A 21,416-nucleotide genomic window follows, 5' to 3' on the forward strand; every position below is an offset into this window, starting at 1 on the left:
CTGTGACCTGCGGGAAGGCGGTCGAGGAACGGCACAAGGCCCGCGGCTCCGAGGAGCCGCGGGCCGTGGCCTGTTCCGGGTTCCGGCAGGGGGAGGGCTGGCGGATCAGCCGACGACGGTCCAGGTGTCGTTGCCGGCGAGCAGCGCCGCCAGGTCGCCCTTGCCCTTCTGCTCGACCGCCGTCTCCAGCTGCTCGGCCATCTGCGTGTCGTAGACGGGGCGATCGGTGCTGCGGAAGACGCCGATGGGGGTGCGGTGGAGGGTGTCGGGGTCGGCGAGGCGGGAGAGGGCGAAGGCGGTGGTCGGGGACGGGGCGTGGGCGTCGTGGACCAGGATCCGGTCTTCGTTGTCGGGGGTGACGTCGACGACCTGGAGGTCTCCGGTGGCCTGGTCGCGGACGACGCCCTGGCCGCCGTCGGCGCCGAAGCGGATGGGCTGGCCGTGTTCGAGGCGGATGACGGCTTCCTGGGCCTGGGTCTGGTCCTTGAGGGCTTCGAAGGCGCCGTCGTTGAAGATGTTGCAGTTCTGGTAGATCTCGACGAGGGCGGTGCCGTTGTGGTCGGCGGCGGCGCGCAGGACCTCGGTGAGGTGTTTGCGGTCGGAGTCGATGGTGCGGGCGACGAAGGTGGCTTCGGCTCCGAGGGCGAGGGAGACGGGGTTGAAGGGGGCGTCGAGCGAGCCCATCGGCGTGGATTTGGTGATCTTGCCGACTTCGGAGGTGGGGGAGTACTGGCCTTTGGTGAGGCCGTAGATGCGGTTGTTGAAGAGGAGGATCTTGAGGTTGACGTTGCGGCGGAGGGCGTGGATGAGGTGGTTGCCGCCGATGGAGAGGGCGTCGCCGTCGCCGGTGACGACCCAGACGGAGAGGTCGCGGCGGGAGGTGGCCAGGCCGGTGGCGATGGCGGGGGCGCGGCCGTGGATGGAGTGCATCCCGTAGGTGTTCATGTAGTAGGGGAAGCGGGAGGAGCAGCCGATGCCGGAGACGAAGACGATGTTCTCGCGGGCGAGGCCGAGTTCGGGCATGAAGCCCTGGACGGCGGCCAGGACGGCGTAGTCGCCGCAGCCGGGGCACCAGCGGACCTCCTGGTCCGACTTGAAGTCCTTCATCGACTGCCGGGCCGCCGTCTTCGGCACCAGCGAGAGCAGCGAGCGCGAGCCGCCCGGGCGCGCCGTCGCGCTGCCCGCCGCCTCTCCGCCTGCAGCCGCCGTTCCGCCCGCCGCCGTTTTTCCGCCCGCCGCCTTCTCGGTCGCGGTCTCTTCGGTTGCCGTCGTGTCAGTCATTGATGGCCTCCTTGAGGACCGTCGCGAGCTGCTCCGCCTTGAACGGCATTCCGTTGACCTGGTTGTACGACTGGGCGTCGACCAGGTACTTCGCCCGGATCAGGGTGGCCAGCTGCCCGAGGTTCATCTCCGGCACCACGACCTTCCCGTAGCGGCCGAGTACGTCGCCCAGGTTCCGCGGGAAGGGGTTGAGGTGGCGCAGGTGGGCCTGTGCGATCGGGAGCCCGGCGGCGCGCAGCCGCCGTACCGCGGCGGTGATGGGGCCGTAGGTGGAGCCCCAGCCCAGGACGAGGGTGGTGGCGTGGTCGGGGTCGTCGACGTCGAGGTCGGGGACCTCGATCCCGTCGATCTTGGCCTGCCGGGTGCGGACCATGAGGTCGTGGTTGGCCGGGTCGTAGGAGATGTTGCCCGTGCCGTCCTGCTTCTCGATCCCGCCGATCCGGTGTTCCAGGCCCGCCGTCCCCGGTACCGCCCACGGCCGTGCCAGGGTCCGCGGATCACGCTTGTACGGCCAGAACACCTCCGTGCCGTCCGCGAGGGTGTGGTTGGGGCCGTCGGCGAAGCGCACCCGCAGGTCGGGCAGCTCCTCGGGATCGGGGATCCGCCAGGGCTCGGAACCGTTGGCGAGGTAGCCGTCGGAGAGCAGGAACACCGGCGTCCGGTAGGTCAGCGCGATCCGCGCCGCCTCCAGCGCCGCCTCGAAGCAGTCCGCCGGGGTCCGCGGGGCCACCACCGGCACCGGCGCCTCACCGTTGCGCCCGTACATGGCCTGGAGCAGGTCGGCCTGCTCGGTCTTGGTCGGCAGTCCCGTCGAGGGGCCGCCGCGCTGGATGTCCACGACCAGCAGCGGCAGCTCCAGCGAGACCGCCAGCCCGATCGTCTCCGACTTCAGCGCCACGCCCGGCCCGGAGGTGGTGGTCACCGCCAGGGACCCGCCGAAGGCCGCGCCGAGGGCGGCGCCGATGCCGGCGATCTCGTCCTCGGCCTGGAAGGTGCGGACACCGAAGTTCTTGTGCCGGCTGAGCTCGTGCAGGATGTCGGAGGCCGGGGTGATGGGGTAGGAGCCGAGGTAGAGGGGCAGGTCGGCCTGGCGGCTCGCGGCGATCAGGCCGTAGGAGAGGGCGAGGTTGCCGGAGATGTTGCGGTAGGTGCCGGTGGGGAAGGCCTGTGTGGCGGGGGCGACCTCGTAGGAGACCGCGAAGTCCTCGGTGGTCTCGCCGAAGTTCCAGCCCGCCCGGAACGCGGCCACGTTCGCCTCGGCGATGTCGGGCTTCTTCGCGAACTTCCGCCGCAGGAAACTCTCCGTGCCCTCCGTCGGCCGGTGGTACATCCACGACAGCAGACCCAGCGCGAACATGTTCTTGCTCCGCTCGGCCTCCTTCCGCGACAACCCGAAATCCTTCAGCGCCTCCACGGTGAGCGTGGTCAGCGGCACCGGGTGGACGTTGTAGGCCTCCAGCGAACCGTCCTCCAGCGGGGACGTCGTGTAGCCGACCTTGGCCATCGGGCGCTTGGTGAACTCGTCCGTGTTGACGATGATCTCCGCGCCGCGCGGTACGTCGGCGATGTTCGCCTTCAGGGCGGCCGGGTTCATGGCTACGAGGACGTTCGGGGCGTCACCCGGAGTGAGGATGTCGTGGTCGGCGAAGTGCAGCTGGAACGAGGACACGCCCGGCAGGGTGCCGGCGGGCGCCCGGATCTCGGCCGGGAAGTTCGGCAGCGTGGAGAGGTCGTTCCCGAAGGAAGCCGTCTCCGACGTGAACCGGTCACCGGTGAGCTGCATACCGTCACCCGAGTCACCCGCGAACCGGATGATCACACGGTCGAGACGGCGGATTTCCTTGCCCCCCGAGCCCTCGGACGAGCGTTGTTCACCGACAACAGCCCCTCCCGCCCCGTCGGCCTGCTCGGCTGGGGTACTGACCTGGCTGGTCACTGAACTGGACCTCCTTCGAGGCGTCACGTTCCCAAAACCAACCCTACGTCGGTAGGGGTGGCCTTCCCCGGACCGCTCACATGGTGGACTGTCTTTTGAGACGGCCTGGTCAAAAACCGGCTGTCTGACAGAGTGTCAGCTATTCATGAATTCAGATAGGTGAGCACCGCCAGGACGCGCCGGTGATCCCCGTCACTGGGGGACAGCCCCAGCTTCATGAAGATATTGCTGACGTGCTTCTCGACCGCCCCGTCGCTGACCACCAGCTGCTTCGCGATCGCCGAGTTCGTCCGGCCCTCCGCCATCAGGCCCATCACCTCGCGCTCGCGCGGCGTCAGCCCCGCCAGCACGTCCTGCTTGCGGCTGCGGCCCAGCAGCTGCGCCACGACCTCGGGATCCAGCGCCGTACCGCCCCGGGCCACCCGTACGACGGCGTCGAGGAACTCGCGCACCTCGGCCACCCGGTCCTTGAGCAGGTAGCCCACGCCGGTGCTGGAACCGGCCAGCAGTTCGGTGGCGTAGCGCTCCTCCACGTACTGCGACAGGACCAGCACCCCTATGCCCGGATAGTCCTTGCGCAGCCGCACCGCCGCCCGGACCCCCTCGTCGGTGTGGGTCGGCGGCATCCGTACGTCTGCCACCACCACGTCCGGCAGCGCACCCTCGCCCGCCAGGTCCGACACCGTCTTCAGCAGGGCTTCCGCGTCCCCGACGCCGGCCACGACGTCATGCCCCCGGTCGGTCAGGAGCCGGGTCAGGCCCTCACGGAGCAGCACTGAATCCTCGGCGATGACCACCCGCACCCTGTCGTCCACGACTCACAAGCCCCCGTATCCACTCGGCGATCACTGCGACGATCACTGTGATGCCGTAAGCATCCCAGGGATCGCCCGGATTTCGTCGTGGATCCGGGGGTATGACGTGTCCGGTGGCTGCGGGAAACCAGCGGTCGGGGCCTACGCCCGCCTGCTCCCGTCTGCTCCCGCCTGCTCCCGCCAGGGCAGCTCGGCGGTGACCGTGGTGCCGCCGCCGGTCGGCGACTCCACCACGAGCACCCCGTCGACGGCCCCGATCCGCTCGGTGAGCCCGGCGAGCCCGGTACCGGAGCCGTGGCCGGTGCCGGTGCCGGAGCCGTGGCTGTGTCCCGCACCCCCGAGCCCGTCGTCGGCGACCTCGATGAGCATCCGGTCGCCCGACTTCCACACGTCGACGGAGGCGGAGCGGGCCCGCGCGTGCTTGCTGACGTTCTGCAGCAGCTCGGAGACGGTGAAGTAGGCGATGCCCTCGATCGCGGCGGCGGGCCGCGCCGGGAGGTCGACCCGTACCCGTACGGGTACCGCGCACCGAGAGGCCACCGACGACAGCGCGGCGTCCAGGCCGCGGTCGGTCAGGACCGCCGGGTGGATCCCGCGGGCCAGGTCACGCAGCTCCTGCAGGGCGACCTTCACCTCGCCGTGCGCCTCGTCGACCATGCGGGCGGCGGCCTGCGGGTCGTCGGCGAGCTTCTCCTTGGCCAGCCCCAGATCCATCGCGAGCGCGACGAGCCGGGCCTGCGCCCCGTCGTGCAGATCCCGCTCGATACGCCGCAGATCGGCGGCCGCCGTGTCCACGACCACCCCGCGGTCGGACTCCAGCTCGGTGACGCGGCTGGCCAGCCGCGAGGGCCCGAGCAGCCCGGTCACCAGCGCCTTGTCGACGGCGGTGAGCCCGTGGATGACGGCGGGGGTGACCAGGGTCAGGGCCAGCCCGGTCAGGGTGGTCAGGACGATGTCGGCGGGCGAGTCGAGGTGGAGGGCGTAGTCGCCGTTCTGGAAGACCTGCAGGCCGGGCTGGTCGGTGAAGGCCGGGAAGACCCAGAACCAGGCGGGGTACAGCAGGAAGGCCCAGCCGTACGCCCACAGGGAGAGCGAGACGACGAACGCGAACACGGACCACGGGAAGTGGATCACGCAGTACAGCACGTGCCGCCAGGCGCTGCCGTTCTTGAGCGTGGCCCCGATCAGGCCCATGCCGCCGGGCTTGGACGGGCGGACGGGCGCGGGGTCGGCGATCTCCAGGCCCAGCAGTGCCCGGGCCCGGGCCCGCTCCACGTGGCCGAAACCCCGGCACATGGCGAGCACCCCGGCGAGCAGCGGCACCCCGAGGAAGGTCACCAGCAGACCGGCGCCGAGGCTCACGCCGGTGATCGTGAGGGTGAAGAAGACGGTGCTCAACGGCAGCCCGAGCATCAGATACCCGAACGCCCGCCACGTCCGCCGCGACACGGGCCCCCGCAACACGCGCACCATGTTCCCCACCCCGTCCTCTCCACGTCCAACCATGCCCCCACCCTCCCCGCCCCCACCCCCGACCCACCATCCGGCGGGTCGGCGTCCGAGACGGGGGGTTATCCCTACCGGGGGGGGCGGGGCCGGGGTGACGGGGACGGGGACCCGGCGGAACGGGGGTGGGTCCGGGGTCCGGGGTCCGGGGTATGAGCGTGGGCTGGTGCGGTTGGCCGGGGCCGTGCGGGGTGGGTGTCCGGGGTCGCGCGGAGGCGGGTCAGGCGTGACCCGGGGGCGGGGGCCGACGTCACCGACGGACGGGGGTCCGGCGTAACCGGGGGCCCGGGTACGGGCGCGGGTCGGCCCGGTTGCCGGGGGCCGCGCCGGGGCGGGGTCCGGCGTCGCTGAGGGACGGGGGCTCGCCTCACCCGGGGCGGGCCTGGCGTCACCGCGGGTCGGGGGCCCGGCGTACGGGTGCGAGCCGGCCCGGTTGCCCCGGGCGCGGCGCGGGGGCGGGTGTCCGGGGCCGTGCGGAGGCGGGGTCCGACGTAATAGGGGGGCCGGGCGTAACGGGGGGCGGGGTCCGCGTTCGGGCGCGGGCTGGCCCGGTTGGCCCGGTTGCCCGGGGTGGCGCGGGCCTGGTGGCGCCCCGGTTACCAAGGCGTCCGGCTCCCCGGCTTCGCAGGTCAGCCACGGTCGACGACTGCACCCATGGCCCGGTGCGGGCCACCCGAGTCCCGGCCGACACCCGCGGCGCATCCGGGCGCCGGTCGCCGCGGCCTCCGAACGCCCAGGTCACCAGGCCCCGTCGTCGTAGTCCCGCCCAGGTACACGACGATCCCCCAGCTACCGCTGGGGTGCCCCCAGGCACGGCACCTCGCTGCGTTGTCGGAGCACCCACGTACGTCCCGTACCCGGGAGCTCCTCCGCCTTGCGATGCACGGCGCCAGACGCCGCGGGCCTTACCGGCCTCGCCTCGACGACGGGCCTGGCCCCTCGGCCTCGGGTCCCGGAATGCCCGGATCCGCTGATCGGTGTCAGCCACGCCCCGCGCACCCGGCCCCGCACGGTCGCCCCGGCGGCACGTGGTGCTCGGCGCGCGGCGCGCGGCGGGCGCACAGGCCCGCAGGCTGCGGGCGGCGACGTGCTGGTCGGCGTAGTGGCCCGGGGCGGGCTGGGCGGGTGTACGGCCACAGGCGCGTCGGCCGGCGTGCCAACCGGCGTCGGCCGACGTATCGGCCCCGGGCGAGCGGCCGGGCCTACGGCCACCGGCGTGCCGGGCGGGTGTGCGGCCATCGCCGCGTCGGGCGGCGTACTGCCCGCCGGCGTCGGCTGGCCTACCGGCCCGGGCTGTGCCGGGCAGGTGTACGGTCACGGGCGCGTCGGGCGGCGTACCGGCGTCAGGTGTGCCGCCACCGGTGGGGCGGTCGCCGTACCCGTGGCGCGGACGGCGGAGGCTCAGGCTCCGCGCGCGGCCGTGGTCCGGGGGACCGAGCGGTCGCGCCAGGGGAGTTCCGCCGTCACCGTCGTGCCGGAGCCCTCCGGCGAATCCACGACGAACACCCCGTCCACCGCCCCCAGCCGTTCCGCCAGCCCCGCCATCCCCGTCCCGCGGTCCATCCGCGCCCCGCCCCGCCCGTCGTCCGACACCCGGATCAGCAGCCGCTCCCCCGACCGCCACACCTCGACCGCCGCGCTCCGCGCCGCCGCGTGCTTGCTGATGTTCTGCAGCAGCTCCGAGACCGTGAAGTACGCGATCCCCTCGATCGCCTCCGCCGGCCGCGCCGGCAGGTCCACCTCCACCCGCACCGGCACCACGCACCGCGACGCCACCGACGACAGCGCCGCGTCCAGCCCCCGGTCCGTCAGGACGGCCGGATGGATGCCGCGCGCCAGGTCCCGCAGTTCCTGCAGGGCCAGCTTGACCTCGCCGTGCGCCTCGTCGACCATCAGCGCCGCCGCGTCCGGGTCCTCCAGCAGCTTCTCCTTCGCCAGGCCCAGCCCCATCGCCAGCGCGACCAGCCGCGCCTGCGCACCGTCGTGCAGGTCCCGCTCGATCCGCCGCAGATCCGCCGCCGCCGTGTCGACCACGACCCCGCGGTCCGACTCCAGTTCCGCGATCCGCCGCTCCAGCTCGTCCGAGGGGACGAGCAGTCCGCGCACCAACGCCCGGTCCACGTTCGCCAGCGCCCGCACCACCCACGGCAGCACCGGCCACAGCACGAACAGCCCCGTCAGCGTTACGGTGAAAGTCAGTACGCCCCACGGCAACCGCACCAGGCCGTACAGCGCGGTACGCCACGCCACCGGGTCCTTGAGCGACGTCCACAGCCACGGGAAGAAGCCGCCCGACCGCTTCGGCCCGGGTATCGGCGTCGGCTCCTCGATCCGTACCCCCAGCAGCACGCGCGCCCGCCACCGCTCCCACCGCCCCAGCTGCCGCGCCCCCCACAGCCCGCACGCGAGCAGCGGCAGTCCGACGACGGTCACGGACAGACCGGCGCCGAGCGAGACCATGACAACTGTGTAAACAAATCCGATGATCGATTCGGGAAGGTTGGTCAGGAGATGCGTGATCTCCTTCCACGTCGCCGCGCCGAAGGGCGCGCGCACCGGCGGAGGCCGGTCGTCGTCGGGGGCTGGCTTGATCGCGGTCATGGGCGACAGCCTGCCAACCCCGGCCCCGTCATGCCATGGGGTGCCCTTGTCTCAGTGAACGGGGGATAACCCCACCCTGCGTAACGCAGGGCCTAGACTCCCGTCCGTAACAGATCGCCGACAGCTGCCAAGGAGCGAGGAACGGACGTGCCCGACCCGACGGTATCGACCGCAACCGTGCTGGCGGCGGACTACTTCCGGAGCTATTCGGTCGTCGGTCTGCTCGCGGTCCTCGGCGTGCTCTTCGTGGCCGTGGCGTTCGGCGCGGGCCGCCTGCTCCGGCCCGTCGTGCCGACCCCCGAGAAGCTCCTGACGTACGAATGCGGCGTCGACCCGGTGGGCGAGGGCTGGGCGCACACCCAGGTCCGCTACTACGTCTACGCGTTCCTCTACGTCATCTTCGCCGTCGACTCGATCTTCCTCTTCCCGTGGGCGACGGTCTTCGCCGCAGCCGGCTACGGCGCCACGACCCTGGTCGAGATGTTCATCTTCCTGGGCTTCCTGGCCGTCGGCCTGCTCTACGCGTACAAGAAGGGCGTCCTCGAATGGACGTGACGACACCGGGCCCGGGCCCGGTCCCGCAGCAGCCCCTGCCGGAGCCGCAGCTGCTCCCGGACCCGCAGTTGCTCCCGGAGCCCAAGCGGCTGGGCGTGCTCTCCCGCCTGGCCCCGGAGCCGATGAAGGTGGTCCTGAACTGGGGCCGCCGCTACAGCCTGTGGGTGTTCAACTTCGGCCTCGCCTGCTGCGCGATCGAGTTCATCGCGGCGTCGATGGCCCGGCACGACTTCATCCGGCTCGGCGTGATCCCCTTCGCGCCGGGCCCGCGCCAGGCCGACCTGATGATCGTCTCCGGCACGGTGACGGACAAGATGGCCCCGGCCGTCAAGCGCCTCTACGAGCAGATGCCGGAGCCGAAGTACGTCATCTCCTTCGGCGCCTGCTCCAATTGCGGCGGGCCGTACTGGGACTCGTACTCGGTGACCAAGGGTGTGGACCAGATCATTCCGGTCGACGTGTACGTGCCGGGCTGCCCGCCGCGCCCCGAGGCGCTGCTGCAGGGCATCCTCAAGCTCCAGGAGAAGATCGCTCGCGAGTCGCTCGCGGAACGCTACGGGAACGGCGCGGCGGCCTCGCCCACCGTCTCCCAACTGACGAGCGGCCTGGTGCAGGCCCCTGAAAGCCCTCGGCACACGGGCGGTACGGGCGGTACGGGCGGTACGGCATGAGCGGCAACCTGTACGACACCCTGCCGGACGGCGCCGCGCAGATCTTCGGCGTGGAGGCCGTCGCCGAACTCTCCTACGACGTCCTCACCGTCGACGTTCCCGTCGGCTCGTGGATCCCGTCGCTGGAGATCGCCCGCGACAAGCTGGGCTGCACCTACTTCGACTGGCTGAGCGCCGTCGACGAGCCGGGCACCGGCTTCCGGGTGAGCGCGCACGTGGTGGCCCTGGAGGGCCACCGGGTCCGCCGCCTGCTGCTGCGTACGACGGTTCCGCACAGCGCGCCGTCCCTGCCGTCCGCCATCGCGGTGTACGCGGGCGCGGCGTGGCACGAGCGCGAGACGTACGAGATGTTCGGCGTGATCTTCACCGATCACCCGAACCTCGTCCCGCTGCTGCTGCCCGAGAACTTCGAGGGCCACCCGCTGCGCAAGGACTTCGTGCTGGCCGCGCGCGTCGCCAAGGCGTGGCCGGGCGCCAAGGAGCCGGGTGAGGGTGCCGAGGCCGGTGGCCCGAAGCGCCGCACCATGCTGCCTCCGGGCGTCCCGGACCCCAACGACTGGGGTCCCCTCAAGGGCCAGCTCCCGCCCGCCCCGTCCCGCCCGGCGCGCACCCCGCGCGCCGCGGGTGCCGCGGGCCGCACCCCCCGCGAGGGTGCCCCGGCCCGCACCCCCCGCGAGGGCGCCCCGGTCCGCCGCACCCGGTCGGTGACGGAAGGCTCCGCGAGCCAGGCCACCCCGCCGGCCCAGCCGGCCGGCCGCCCGACGCCCCGCAGCGCGGACGCGCCGTGGCACAACCCGAAGCCCGCCTTCGCCGAGCCCACCCCGGCCACGGCGCCCGCGGCCCCCGAGCCCGCCCCCGCACCCGAGCCCGCGCGGCCGGCGCCCGGCGCCAAGGCGCCCGGGGACGCCGGCCCCACGGCGGCGAAACCGGAAACCGGCGGCGAGGCCGGCTCCGAGGCCGGCTCCGAGACGGGTTCCGAGGCCGGTTCCGAGACCGCCCCTGACACTCACCCCGACACCCACCCCGATCCCGACCCCGGAGGCGACGCGTGAACGACGTCCTCGACGTCGCCCTGCGACTGATCGTCGTCTTCGCCGTCTTCCTCGTGCTGCCGCTCGTCGTCGGTCAGACGGAGCACAAGGTGATGGCGCACATGCAGGGCCGACTCGGCCCCATGTACGCCGGCGGCTTCCACGGCTGGGCCCAGCTCGTCGCCGACGGCGTCAAGTTCGCGCAGAAGGAAGACGTCGTTCCGGCCAACGCCGACCGCCGTATCTTCCAGCTCGCGCCCGCCGTCGCCCTGCTGCCGTACCTCCTCGTCCTCGTCGCCATCCCCATCGGCCCCGGTGCGGGCGCGGTCGGCCAGGTCATCGACGCCGGCGTGTTCTTCGTACTCGCCGTCATGGGCGTCGGAGTCCTCGGCAGCCTGATGGCCGGCTGGGCCTCCGCCAACAAGTTCTCCCTGCTGGGCGGCCTGCGTACCGCCGCCCAGCTGCTCGCCTACGAGCTGCCCATGCTGCTCGCCGCCGCCTCCGTCGCCATGGCCGCCGGGACCGTGTCCCTGCCCGGCATCCTCGACGCCTTCGAGTGGTGGTGGCTGCCCTGGCAGATCGTCGGCGCCCTCGTCTTCTTCATCGCCGGCCTCGCCGAACTCCAGCGGCCCCCCTTCGACATGCCCGTCGCCGACTCCGAGATCATCTTCGGCGCCTACACCGAGTACACCGGCCTGCGCTTCGCCCTGTTCCTCCTCGCCGAGTACGCCGGCATCGTCGTCCTGTGCGCCCTCACCACCGTCCTCTTCCTCGGCGGCTGGCACGGCCCCTTCGAGGACGGCTGGGCCTGGACCCTCCTCAAGACCGCACTCCTCGCCTTCGTGGTCATCTGGCTGCGCGTGAGCTACCCGCGCCTGCGCGAGGACCAGCTCCAGAAGCTCGCCTGGACCACGCTCATCCCGCTCGCGCTCGCCCAGATCGCGCTCACCGGCATCGTGAAGGTGGCGATCCAGTAATGCCCATCCCCGGTTCCGGCCTGGCCAAGGGCCTCGCCGTCACGCTGCGCACGATGACGAAGCGTTCGCACACCGCCCAGTACCCCGACGTCCAGCCCGAGCTCCCGCCCCGCACCCGCGGGGTCATCGGCCTGTTCGAGGAGAACTGCACGGTCTGCATGCTCTGCGCGCGCGAGTGCCCCGACTGGTGCATCTACATCGACTCCCACAAGGAGACGATCCCCGCCGCCGCTCCCGGCGGCCGTGAGCGCAGCCGCAACGTCCTCGACCGGTTCGCCATCGACTTCTCCCTCTGTATGTACTGCGGTATCTGCATCGAGGTGTGCCCCTTCGACGCCCTCTTCTGGTCGCCGGAGTTCGAGTACGCGGAGACGGACATCCTCGAACTCACCCACGAGCGCGACAAGCTGCGCGAGTGGATGTGGACCGTGCCCGCTCCGCCCGCCCTCGACCCGGCCGCCGAGGAACCCAAGGAGATCGCCGCCGCCCGCAAGGCCGTCGAGAAGGCGGAGGCCGCCGCTGCCGCGGCCGCCGTTGCGGCAGCGGCAGCGGCCGACACGACGCCCGCCGACCCCGGACCTGCCCCCGGGCACGACCCCGGCACCCCGGAGACGCCGGCGGGAGGAACCGCCTGATGCTCAGCACCCCCCTGGCCGCCGCCGCCCAAGGCCCCGGCTTCCTCTCGCCCACCGGTGTCGAGATCGCCTTCCTCCTCGTCGGCCTCGTCACCCTCGGCGCGGCCGTCGTGACCGTCACGACCAAGCAACTGGTGCACGCCGCCCTCTGGCTGGTCGTGGCGCTCGGCGGCATCGCCATCGAGTACCTCCTGCTCACCGCCGAGTTCCTGGCGTGGGTGCAGGTCCTGATCTACCTCGGTTCCGTGGTCGTCCTCCTCCTCTTCGGACTGATGCTGACCAAGGCGCCCATCGGCCGCTCCCCGGACGCCGACTCCGGCAACCGCTGGGTCGCCCTCGCCGTCGCCGCGGTGGCCGCCGCCACTCTCGTCTGGGTCGTCGTCGACGCCTTCCGGACCACATGGATCGACCTCGACGGGCCGGTCCAGGGCTCCACCCGGGTGTCCGGGGAGATCCTCTTCCGGCACTGGGTACTGCCCTTCGAAGCGCTCTCCGTGCTGCTGCTGGCCGCCCTGATCGGAGCCATCGTGCTGTCCCGCAAGAACGGCGACACGAACAACGGTCGCACCGGCACCACCCCCGGGAAGGGGAAGCGCTGATGCACCTCGCCTACCCCGCCGTCCTCGCGGCGCTGCTCTTCTGCACCGGCCTGTACGGAGTGCTCGCCCGCCGCAACGCCATCCTGGTCCTGATGTCCGTCGAGCTGATGCTCAACGCCGTCAACCTCAACCTGGTGGCCTTCGACGTCTGGCTGCGCGACACCCTGCACGCCGGCCAGGCCCTCACCCTCTTCACCATCGCCATCGCCGCCGCCGAGATCGGCATCGGCCTGGCCATCGTGCTGATGGTGTACCGCAACCGGGGCACCTCGGACGTCGACAGGCTGCGCGACACCGCCGAGGGCCACGAGCCCGCGCCCCGGCCCGACGACCAGCGCACCACCCGGCCGGAGGTCGCCGCGTGAGCACCACGACCCTCGCCGTCCTCGTCCCGCTGCTGCCGTTCCTCGGCGCGGTCGGCGGACTGCTGCTCGGCCGCACGGCCCCCGGATTCGTCCGGCCGCTGGCCCTGCTGCCCACCCTGGCCGCCGCGGTCCTGGCCGTCCTGGTCGCCGTACGGCAGGGCGGCGGCCCGGCGATCGACGCCGCCACCGAACTGACCCCGACCGGCTCGGTCCCCATCGAGCTGGCCCTGTACGTGGACGGCTTCGCCGCCCTGGTAGCCGTCCTCGTCGGTGTGGTCGCCACCTGCGTCCAGATCTACTCGACGGCCTACCTGCGCGAGGACCCGCGCTACCCGTCGTACGCCGCTCTGGTCTCACTGTTCACCTCCGCCATGCTGCTCGTCGTCTACTCCGGCGACCTGATGGTGCTGCTGGTCGGCTGGGAGATCATGGGCATCTGCTCGTACTTCCTGGTCGGCCACTACTGGGAGACCGACGCCGCCCGGTCCGCCTCCCTCAAGGCCTTCCTCGTCACCAAGCTCGGCGACGTCCCCTTCCTCATCGGCCTGTTCGCGCTCGCCACCGACGCCGGGTCCTTCCAGATCACCAAGATCCTCGGCACCGTCGCTGCGGGCGGGCTCGACCACCCGACGCTGATCGCGCTGCTCCTGCTGGCGGGCGTCGCGGGCAAGTCCGCGCAGTTCCCGCTGCACACCTGGCTCCCCGACGCCATGGCGGGCCCCACCCCGGTCTCCGCGCTGATCCACGCCGCGACGATGGTCGCCGCCGGTGTCTACTTCATCGCCCGCCTCCTCCCGGTCTTCGCGGCCTCGCAGGCCGCGCTCATCGTGATGGCCGCCATGGCCGCGGTGACGATGACCGGCTCCGCGCTGGCCGCCCTCGCCCAGGACGACATCAAGCGCGTCCTCGCCTACTCCACCATCGGCCAGCTCGGCTACATGACCGGCGCCCTGGCCGTCGGCGACCGCGGGGCCGCCGTCTTCCACCTCCTGTCGCACGGTGCCTTCAAGGCGCTGCTCTTCCTCGGTGCGGGCGTGATCATCCACGCCGCCGGGACGAACTCCCTGGCCGCCATGTCCCGTATGGACGGCCTGGCCAAGCGCATCCCCGACGCCTTCTGGACCATGACGATCGCGCTCCTCGCGCTCGCCGCGATCCCGCCCTTCGCCGGCTTCTTCTCCAAGGAAGCCGTCCTCGTCGCCGCCGAGCACACCGCCGTCGGCGAGTCCGACTTCGCGCCCAGCGCCGCCGGATGGCTCGTGCTCGTCTCCGGCCTGCTGACCGCACTGCTCACCGCCGCCTACGCCACCCGGCTGTGGCTGATGGCCTTCCGCGGCCGGGGCGCCGCCGCCCCCGACCACGGCAGGGAGCCGCTCGCCATGACCGGCGTGCTGTGGCTGCTGGCGATCCCCTCGGTCGCCTTCGGCCTCGCCGCCGGCGTGCTCCCCGACTGGTTCGACGGCCGCGGGCTGACCCCGACCGTGGTCACCTCCGTCCTCGGCACGGGCGCCGCGGTCATCGGTCTCGTCCTCACCTACGCCCTCTGGCAGCGCGCCGGCGCCGTCACGGCCCGGGCCGGCGCCGCCACCGGCGTGCCCGCCTCGGTCGCCGCGGCCGAATCCGCCGCCGAGACCCCCGAGGTCGCCGAGGTCACCCACGACCACCCCGCCGTCCCGGCCACCCCCGCCGCCGACCCCGGTCGCGCGCTGCTCGGCCCGCTGTACCGGCACGCCGCCGTCGGGTTCCACCTGGACGCCGTCTACACCGCGCTGTTCGTACGCCCCGTCCGGGCCGCCGCGAGCCTGGTCCGCTTCCTGGACCGCGAGGTCGTCGACACGTACGTCCGCGGTGCGGGCGGCGCACCCCGGCTGCTCGGCGCCCTCGTCCGCCGCGCCCAGACCGGCAACGTGCAGAGCTACCTGAGCGCCCTGCTCGCCGGTGCCGTGGTCCTGGCGATCGCCACCGCCGTCCTCGCCAACGTCAACGCCGGATCGTGAGCCGTGAGTCAGCCGTGATTGATATCAGCCCGTCCGTGATGCAGTTCCTTCTGGCGTTCATCGTGGCCGCACCGCTCCTCGGTGCGCTCGCGGCCCTCCTGCCGGCCCCGCCCGGACTCAAGGGCCGTGGCCCCGAACAGGCCGTGCTGCGCCACGGCGTGACCATGACCGGTGTCATCCTCGCCGCGGCGATCGCCCTCACCCTGGGCTTCGACCACGACGCCCCGTCCCGCTTCCAGGCGACGACGGACATCAGCTGGATCCCGGCGCTGGACGTCCGGATCCACCTCGGCATCGACGGCATCTCGCTCCCCCTCCTCCTGATGACGGCGCTGCTGTTCTTCCTGTGCGCGCTGTACAGCTACTTCAAGCTCCCCGCGGGCCCCTCCCCGAAGGCCTTCGTCGCGCTGCTCCTCGTCCTGGAATCCGGCACCCTCGCGACCTTCGCGGTCCTCGACCTGCTGCTGTTCTTCCTCGCGTTCGAGATGGTGCTCATCCCCATGTACTTCCTCATCGCCCGCTGGGGCGGTGACCAGCGGCAGTCCGCCGCCTGGAAGTTCATCCTCTTCACGCTGCTCGGATCCGTGGTCATGCTGCTCGGGCTGCTGCTGATCGGCATCAGCGCCGGCACATTCGACATGGTGGCACTCGCCACTGACAACGGCCGCGAACTCACCCGCACCACCCAGCTCCTGGCGGCCCTCGCCATCGGCCTCGGCCTCGCGGTGAAGACCCCGATGTGGCCGCTGCACAGCTGGCTCCCGGACGCCCACACCGCCGCGCCCACCGTGGGATCGGTGCTGCTGGCGGGCGTCCTGCTGAAGATGGGCACCTACGGGTTCGTCCGCATCCTGCTGCCGATCACCCCCGACGGCATGCTCACCTTCGCGCCCTACCTGGCGGCCTTCGCCGTCGTCGGCATCATCTACGGATCGCTGGCCTGCCTGGCACTGGCCAGGAAGGGCGCCAAGGGCGACCTCAAGCGGCTCATCGCGTACTCCTCCGTCGGCCACATGGGCTTCGTCCTGCTGGGCATCGCGACCATGACCCCCACCGGCGTCAACGGCGCGCTGTTCGCCAACATCGGCCACGGCCTGATCACCGGCCTGCTCTTCTTCCTGGTCGGCGCGCTCAAGGACCGCTACGGCAGCAGCGACCTCGACACCCTCGCCGGAGCCACCGGCGCCGCCCTCTACGGCCGTGCCCCCCGCTTCGGCGCACTGCTCGCGTTCGCCGCCGTCGCCTCCCTCGGCCTGCCGGGCCTCGCCGGATTCTGGGGCGAGATGCTGGCCCTGTTCGGCGCGTTCGAACCGGCCGCGGGCCTGTCCCGGCCCGCGTTCCTCACCTTCATGGCGATCGGCGCCTTCGGCACCCTGCTGACGGCCGCATATCTTCTGATCGTCGTACGCAGGGTGTGCATGGGCGATCCGCAGACCCGGCCCGAGGCCGCGCCCGCCGTCCTCGCGGACGTACGCGGCTACGAGTTCGCCGCCTGGACCCCGCTCGTCGCCCTCACCGTCCTCGCGGGCCTGTGGCCCGCGGTCCTCCTCGGCCTCACCGACCCGGCCGTCCAGAAGCTCCTTGCAGGAGGCAACGCATGACGGCGCAGCTCATGACCGCCGCCGCCGACACGGGCGCCGCCCTGGTCCAGACCGTCGACTGGCTCGCCATCGCGCCCGCGGCCCTGCCCGCCGCCGTCGCCGTCCTCGTCCTGGTCGCCGACCTGTTCGTACCCGAGGGCAGGAAGCCGGTCCTGGGCTGGATCTCGGTCGCGGGCCTGGCCGTCTCGACCGCGCTCCTGCTGCCCCTGCGGGCCGGCGACCGCAGCACCTTCTGCCTCACCGACGCGCCCACGGCCTGCAGCTACACCGCCGACCACTTCACGCTCGTCGTCCAGTTCCTGGTCCTGGGCGGCGCACTGGTCACCGCGCTGCTGTCGGTCACCGCCGTGCGCGAGGGCCGGCTGCCCGCCGGCGAGTACTGGTTCCTGCTGCTCTCCTCCGCCGCCGGCGCCGCCCTGCTGCCCGCCTCCCGCGACCTCGCGACCCTGATCGTCGCCCTCGAAGTCGCCTCGCTGCCCGCCTTCGCCCTCGTCGGCCTGCGCCGCGGCGACCGGCTCTCCTCCGAGGCCGCCCTCAAGTTCTTCCTCTCCTCGGTCACCGCGACCGCCGTCTCCCTGCTCGGCGTCAGCTTCGTCTACGCCGCCACCGGCACCCTGCACCTCACCGAGGTCGCCGACCGCCTGGAGAGCGTCCCGGCGCAGCTCGACACCCTCGCCATGGCGGGCGTCGCGCTCACCCTCGTCGGCTTCGCCTTCAAGACCGCGGCCGTCCCCTTCCACTTCTGGGTCCCGGACACCTACGTCGGCGCGCCGCTGCCCATCGCCGGCTACCTGTCCGTCATCGGCAAGGCCGTCGGCTTCACCGGCCTGATCCTCGTCACGGTGATCGCCTTCCCGGCGTACTCCGACATCTGGGGCCCGGCCCTGGCCGTCCTCGCCGCGCTGACCATGACCCTCGGCAACGCCGCCGCGCTGCGCCAGTCCCCGGACCGCCCCTACAGCGCCGTACGGCTGCTCGCCTGGTCCTCGGTCGGGCAGGCCGGCTACCTGCTGGTCCCGATCGCCGCAGCCGCGTACTCCGAGCGGGACGAGATCGGCGCGACCGTCGCGTACGCCCTCATGTACGCCGTCGTGAACCTCGGCGCCTTCTCCGTCGCCGCCCTCGTCGCCCGTACCAAGCCGCTGCACCGCATCAGCGACTACCGCGGCCTGTACGCCGAGCGCCCGCTGACCGCGCTGTCCCTGGCCTTCTTCCTGCTCTGCCTGGCCGGCCTGCCCCCGGGCATCATCGGCCTCTTCGCCAAGGTCGTCGTCTTCCAGTCGGCGGTCGACGCGGGGCTGGGCTGGCTGGCCGTGCTCATGGCCGTCAACGTCGTCGTGGCCCTGTACTACTACCTCCAGTGGACGGCGCTCCTCTTCCGCGCGCCGGTGCCCGCGGTGGCGAAGCCGGGTCCGGCGGCGGCCGCGGCTGCGGCTGCGGCTGCGGGAGACGGTGCCGGTGAGGGCAAGGGCGTCGGTTCGCCTGGTCCGGCCGTGAAGGTGCCGTTCCCGGTCACGGTCGCGATCGCACTGACGGCCGTCATCGCCGTCGTCGTGTCCGGGGCTCCGCAGACGGTGCTGCGCTTCGCCGCGACCAGCCTGTTCCCGCAGTGACCCGTCCCCGTACCCGTACGGCGTAACGCTCTCCCGGCTCCCCGCGCCCGCCCCTCCCGGCCGCGCCCGGGAACCCGGCACCCTCGCCTGGCGTTGACCAGGAAGGGAGGGTCCACTGGACCGTAGGCCCCGCGGACCCACGGCGGGGCCCCTGCCGCACCACTTGGAGGGCGTACCGTGCACCGCCGGCACAACGGGCTGAAGACCGCCGTACTCCTCGGCGGGATGTCCGCACTCATCATCGTCATCGGGAGCTTCTTCGGACGTGGCGGTCTGATCATCGCCGTCCTGGTCGCTCTCGGCACCAACGCGTACGCGTACTGGAACAGCGACAAGCTGGCTCTACGCGCGATGCGCGCCCGCCCGGTCAGCGAGTTCGAGGCACCCGAGCTGTACCGGATGGTGCGCGAGCTCTCCACGTCCGCACGCCAGCCGATGCCCCGCCTCTACATCTCGCCGACCGAGGCGCCGAACGCCTTCGCGACCGGCCGCAACCCGCGCAACGCGGCCGTGTGCTGCACCGAAGGCATCCTGCGCATCCTCGACGAACGCGAGCTGCGCGGCGTCATCGGGCACGAACTCAGCCACGTCTACAACCGCGACATCCTCATCTCGTCGGTTGCCGGAGCGCTCGCCTCCGTGATCATGTTCCTGGTGAATTTCGCCTGGCTGATCCCGATCGGGCGGTCCGACGACGACGAGGGCCCCGGCCTGCTCGGGATGCTGCTGATCATGATCCTGGGCCCGCTGGCCGCCTCGGTGATCCAGCTGGCCATCAGCCGCTCCCGCGAGTACGAGGCGGACGCCTCCGGGGCCCAGCTCACCGGCGACCCGCTCGCCCTGGCCAGCGCCCTGCGCAAGCTGGACGCCGGCACCAAGCAACTGCCGCTGCCGCCCGAACCGCGACTGGAGACCGCGAGCCACATGATGATCGCGAACCCCTTCCGTCCCGGTGCGGGGCTGACCAAGATGTTCTCGACCCACCCACCGATGGCCGAGCGGATCGCCCGGCTCGAACAGATGGCAGGACGTAGTCAGTGAAGACCATCCTCAATGTCATTTGGCTCGTGCTCAGCGGGTTCTGGCTGTTCCTGGGCTACTGCCTGGCGGGCCTGATCCTCTGCATCACGATCATCGGAATCCCCTTCGGTATAGCCGCCTTCCGCATCGCCCTCTACGCGCTGTGGCCCTTCGGCTACACCACCGTCGAACGTCACGACGCCGGTGCCCCGTCCTGCGTGGGCAACGTCCTGTGGCTGGTCCTGGCGGGCTGGTGGCTCGCCATCGGCCACATCGTCACCGGCCTCGCCCTGTGCGTGACGATCATCGGCATCCCGTTCGGCATCGCCAACTTCAAGATGATCCCCATCTCCCTGCTCCCGCTGGGCCGCGAGATCGTCCCGACGGACGCGCCGTTCGCCTCCCGTTGACCGAGTTGTCCACAGGCCGAGCGGGTTGTCGGCGGGGTGGTCCACCATGAAGCCATGAACGAGACCGAGCAGTTGCTGGAGCAAGTCGCCGGACACGTGCGCAACTCCCCTCCGGAGCAGGGACATCCCCTGCCGCCCGTCCTGGACGGCGCGGAACTGGCCCGCGCCGAGGCGATACTGGGCGCCACCCTGCCTCCGCTGCTCACCGGCCTCCACACCCGCGTCGCGGACGGCGGCTTCGGACCGGGATACGGGCTGCTGCCCCTGCGCGAAGCCCTGAAGGAGTACGAGGAGATGCGCGCGTCGGGCTGGCGCTGGCCGGCCGGCGTGCTGCCGATAGCCCACTACGGCTGCGGGATGTACGCGTGCGTGGACTGTCACTCCGAGACCGCCCAAGTCCTGCTGTTCGAACCGAACCTGGGCGATCCCGACCTCGCCTGGTTCATCGACGCACCCGGCCTCGCCGACTGGCTGCGCGGCTGGCTCGACGGCACCGCCTGGCACTGCGAGGACTTCGAAGAGGAGGAGGGCGACCTGGAGCTGACGCCCTGGGACGGCCTCAGATCCCGGCCCTGAACCGCCGCCGCACCCCGTGGACACACGCGCCCAACGCCAGCACCGCCGCGCCCGTGACCGCCGACGCGGCCGGCAGGGTGCAGGCGAGCAGGACACAGCTGGACAGCCCGACCGCTGCCACGGCCCGGCCCTTGACACCTGAATCGAGCGTCCACGCGGAGGCGTTCGCGATCGCGTAGTAGGTCAGCACTCCGAAGGAGGAGAAGCCGATCGCGCCCCGCACGTCGACAGTGGCGGCCAGCACCGCCACCACCGCACCCACCGCGAGTTCCGCGTGGTGCGGCACCTGGTAGCGGGGGTGCACGGCGGCCAGCGCGCGCGGCAGATGGCCGTCCCGGGCCATCGCGAGCACCGTCCGGGACACCCCGAGCACCAGCGACAGCAGCGCGCCCAGCGCAGCCAGCGCGGCGCCCACCCGTACCGCGGGGGAGAGCCCGGGCACCCCCGCCGCCCGTACCGCGTCGTCCAGCGGAGCCGTCGACGCGGCGAGCCCCTGCGCACCCAGCACCGACAGCGCCGCCACCGCCACCGAGGCATACACCAGCAGGGTGATCCCCAGGGCGATCGGCACCGCCCGCGGGATCGTGCGCTCCGGATCACGCACCTCCTCACCCAGGGTGGTGATCCGGGCGTAGCCCGCGAAGGCGAAGAACAGCAGACCGGCCGCCTGGAGCAGCCCGCCCACGCCGCCGGTGGCACCGGACGTCAGCCGATCGGCGTCCGCCGTGTCCGAGGACAGGCACACCACCACGACGGCGGCCAGCACCGCCAGCACCGCCGCCACGATCACCCGGGCGATCCGGGCGGACTTCTGCATGCCGCCGTAGTTCGCCGCGGTCAGCGCCAGCACCGCCGCGACCGCCACGACATGCTCCCGGCCGGGCCAGACGTACGCCCCGACCGTCAGGGCCATCGCCGCGCAGGAGGCCGTCTTGCCGATGACGAAGCCCCAGCCCGCCAGATATCCCCAGAAGGGCCCGAGCCGCTCGCGCCCATACACGTAGGTGCCGCCCGAAGCCGGGTACCGGGCGGCCAGCCGCGCCGAGGAATGCGCGTTGCAGTAGGCCACGACCGCCGCCAGCGCCAGCGCGCCCAGCAGCATGCTGCCCGCCGCCCCCGCCGCCGGGGCGAGCGCGGCGAAGATCCCGGCGCCGACCATGGCGCCCAGCCCGACGACGACCGCGTCGGACACCCCCAGCGTGCGTCGCAATTCCCGCTCCATGACGC

19 protein-coding genes are annotated in these 21,416 nt (G+C 72.2%); 13 read left to right on the forward strand and 6 right to left on the reverse strand.

Annotated features, from left to right (window positions below; genetic code table 11):
• Positions 1-105: 105 nt before the first annotated feature.
• The 5 genes from ACIPXB_RS21500 to ACIPXB_RS21520 form a co-directional block, all read right to left on the reverse strand.
• Complete coding sequence (locus ACIPXB_RS21500; protein WP_401452503.1) at positions 106-1,107, reverse strand: 2-oxoacid:ferredoxin oxidoreductase subunit beta; 1,002 nt, start codon at positions 1,105-1,107, stop codon at positions 106-108.
• A gap of 166 nt (positions 1,108-1,273) precedes the next feature.
• A complete protein-coding gene (locus ACIPXB_RS21505) occupies positions 1,274-3,217 on the reverse strand; it encodes a 2-oxoacid:acceptor oxidoreductase subunit alpha (RefSeq protein WP_401452251.1) in 1,944 nt (647 codons plus the stop codon).
• Between the two features lie 143 nt (positions 3,218-3,360).
• Positions 3,361-4,020 carry a LuxR C-terminal-related transcriptional regulator gene (locus tag ACIPXB_RS21510; protein WP_401452505.1) on the reverse strand — a complete coding sequence of 220 codons (660 nt, stop codon included), beginning with the start codon at positions 4,018-4,020 and terminating at the stop codon, positions 3,361-3,363.
• Positions 4,021-4,173: 153 nt separating this feature from the next.
• Complete coding sequence (locus tag ACIPXB_RS21515; protein WP_401452253.1) at positions 4,174-5,538, reverse strand: sensor histidine kinase; 1,365 nt, start codon at positions 5,536-5,538, stop codon at positions 4,174-4,176.
• Between the two features lie 1,401 nt (positions 5,539-6,939).
• Entirely contained in the window at positions 6,940-8,139 is a 1,200-nt protein-coding gene (locus ACIPXB_RS21520) for a sensor histidine kinase (RefSeq protein ID WP_401452255.1), read from the reverse strand.
• Between the two features lie 147 nt (positions 8,140-8,286).
• Between ACIPXB_RS21520 and ACIPXB_RS21525 the strand changes: the two genes are divergently transcribed.
• The 13 genes from ACIPXB_RS21525 (at position 8,287) to ACIPXB_RS21585 (ending at position 20,189) form a co-directional block, all read left to right on the forward strand.
• A complete protein-coding gene (locus ACIPXB_RS21525; protein ID WP_401452257.1) occupies positions 8,287-8,694 on the forward strand; it encodes an NADH-quinone oxidoreductase subunit A in 408 nt (135 codons plus the stop codon).
• Entirely contained in the window at positions 8,685-9,365 is a 681-nt protein-coding gene (locus tag ACIPXB_RS21530) for an NADH-quinone oxidoreductase subunit B (protein ID WP_401452259.1), read from the forward strand. The genes ACIPXB_RS21525 and ACIPXB_RS21530 overlap by 10 nt, the downstream gene beginning before the upstream one ends.
• Complete coding sequence (locus ACIPXB_RS21535; protein ID WP_401452261.1) at positions 9,362-10,417, forward strand: NADH-quinone oxidoreductase subunit C; 1,056 nt, start codon at positions 9,362-9,364, stop codon at positions 10,415-10,417. Before ACIPXB_RS21530 ends, ACIPXB_RS21535 begins: the two co-directional genes overlap by 4 nt.
• Complete coding sequence (locus ACIPXB_RS21540) at positions 10,414-11,373, forward strand: NADH-quinone oxidoreductase subunit H (protein WP_401452263.1); 960 nt, start codon at positions 10,414-10,416, stop codon at positions 11,371-11,373. Before ACIPXB_RS21535 ends, ACIPXB_RS21540 begins: the two co-directional genes overlap by 4 nt.
• Positions 11,373-12,008, forward strand: a complete 636-nt coding sequence (locus ACIPXB_RS21545; RefSeq protein ID WP_401452265.1) for a NuoI/complex I 23 kDa subunit family protein — start codon at positions 11,373-11,375, stop codon at positions 12,006-12,008. The genes ACIPXB_RS21540 and ACIPXB_RS21545 overlap by 1 nt, the downstream gene beginning before the upstream one ends.
• On the forward strand, positions 12,008-12,607 hold the full coding sequence (locus tag ACIPXB_RS21550) for an NADH-quinone oxidoreductase subunit J (RefSeq protein WP_401452267.1): 600 nt from the start codon (positions 12,008-12,010) through the stop codon (positions 12,605-12,607). The genes ACIPXB_RS21545 and ACIPXB_RS21550 overlap by 1 nt, the downstream gene beginning before the upstream one ends.
• Complete coding sequence (gene nuoK / locus ACIPXB_RS21555; RefSeq protein WP_401452269.1) at positions 12,607-12,972, forward strand: NADH-quinone oxidoreductase subunit NuoK; 366 nt, start codon at positions 12,607-12,609, stop codon at positions 12,970-12,972. Before ACIPXB_RS21550 ends, nuoK begins: the two co-directional genes overlap by 1 nt.
• Complete coding sequence (locus ACIPXB_RS21560) at positions 12,969-14,969, forward strand: NADH-quinone oxidoreductase subunit L (protein ID WP_401452271.1); 2,001 nt, start codon at positions 12,969-12,971, stop codon at positions 14,967-14,969. Before nuoK ends, ACIPXB_RS21560 begins: the two co-directional genes overlap by 4 nt.
• 14 nt (positions 14,970-14,983) lie before the next feature.
• Complete coding sequence (locus tag ACIPXB_RS21565; RefSeq protein ID WP_401452273.1) at positions 14,984-16,570, forward strand: NADH-quinone oxidoreductase subunit M; 1,587 nt, start codon at positions 14,984-14,986, stop codon at positions 16,568-16,570.
• A complete protein-coding gene (locus ACIPXB_RS21570) occupies positions 16,567-18,183 on the forward strand; it encodes an NADH-quinone oxidoreductase subunit N (RefSeq protein ID WP_401452275.1) in 1,617 nt (538 codons plus the stop codon). The genes ACIPXB_RS21565 and ACIPXB_RS21570 overlap by 4 nt, the downstream gene beginning before the upstream one ends.
• Positions 18,184-18,360: 177 nt before the next feature.
• On the forward strand, positions 18,361-19,224 hold the full coding sequence (htpX, locus tag ACIPXB_RS21575) for a zinc metalloprotease HtpX (RefSeq protein WP_401452277.1): 864 nt from the start codon (positions 18,361-18,363) through the stop codon (positions 19,222-19,224).
• Entirely contained in the window at positions 19,221-19,613 is a 393-nt protein-coding gene (locus ACIPXB_RS21580; protein ID WP_401452279.1) for a YccF domain-containing protein, read from the forward strand. Before htpX ends, ACIPXB_RS21580 begins: the two co-directional genes overlap by 4 nt.
• Positions 19,614-19,667: 54 nt before the next feature.
• On the forward strand, positions 19,668-20,189 hold the full coding sequence (locus ACIPXB_RS21585) for an SMI1/KNR4 family protein (protein WP_401452281.1): 522 nt from the start codon (positions 19,668-19,670) through the stop codon (positions 20,187-20,189).
• Here ACIPXB_RS21585 and ACIPXB_RS21590 read toward each other — a convergent pair.
• Positions 20,173-21,411 (reverse strand): APC family permease, encoded by a 1,239-nt coding sequence (locus ACIPXB_RS21590; RefSeq protein ID WP_401452283.1) that lies wholly within the window; start codon positions 21,409-21,411, stop codon positions 20,173-20,175. The genes ACIPXB_RS21585 and ACIPXB_RS21590 overlap by 17 nt on opposite strands.
• Between the last annotated feature and the right edge of the window lie 5 nt (positions 21,412-21,416).

This window comes from Streptomyces sp. NPDC090022 (assembly GCF_044748145.1).
Taxonomy (GTDB): domain Bacteria; phylum Actinomycetota; class Actinomycetes; order Streptomycetales; family Streptomycetaceae; genus Streptomyces.

Excerpts from the sequence above, each read along its gene's own strand:
- ACIPXB_RS21500 (WP_401452503.1), bottom strand. The coding sequence starts at position 1,107 with ATGAAGGACTTCAAGTCGGACCAGGAGGTCCGCTGGTGCCCCGGCTGC.
- ACIPXB_RS21515 (WP_401452253.1), bottom strand. The coding sequence starts at position 5,538 with ATGGTTGGACGTGGAGAGGACGGGGTGGGGAACATGGTGCGCGTGTTG.
- ACIPXB_RS21520 (WP_401452255.1), bottom strand. The coding sequence starts at position 8,139 with ATGACCGCGATCAAGCCAGCCCCCGACGACGACCGGCCTCCGCCGGTG.
- ACIPXB_RS21530 (WP_401452259.1), top strand. The coding sequence starts at position 8,685 with ATGGACGTGACGACACCGGGCCCGGGCCCGGTCCCGCAGCAGCCCCTG.
- ACIPXB_RS21535 (WP_401452261.1), top strand. The coding sequence starts at position 9,362 with ATGAGCGGCAACCTGTACGACACCCTGCCGGACGGCGCCGCGCAGATC.
- ACIPXB_RS21545 (WP_401452265.1), top strand. The coding sequence starts at position 11,373 with ATGCCCATCCCCGGTTCCGGCCTGGCCAAGGGCCTCGCCGTCACGCTG.
- ACIPXB_RS21550 (WP_401452267.1), top strand. The coding sequence starts at position 12,008 with ATGCTCAGCACCCCCCTGGCCGCCGCCGCCCAAGGCCCCGGCTTCCTC.
- nuoK (WP_401452269.1), top strand. The coding sequence starts at position 12,607 with ATGCACCTCGCCTACCCCGCCGTCCTCGCGGCGCTGCTCTTCTGCACC.
- ACIPXB_RS21570 (WP_401452275.1), top strand. The coding sequence starts at position 16,567 with ATGACGGCGCAGCTCATGACCGCCGCCGCCGACACGGGCGCCGCCCTG.
- ACIPXB_RS21585 (WP_401452281.1), top strand. The coding sequence starts at position 19,668 with ATGAACGAGACCGAGCAGTTGCTGGAGCAAGTCGCCGGACACGTGCGC.
- ACIPXB_RS21590 (WP_401452283.1), bottom strand. The coding sequence starts at position 21,411 with ATGGAGCGGGAATTGCGACGCACGCTGGGGGTGTCCGACGCGGTCGTC.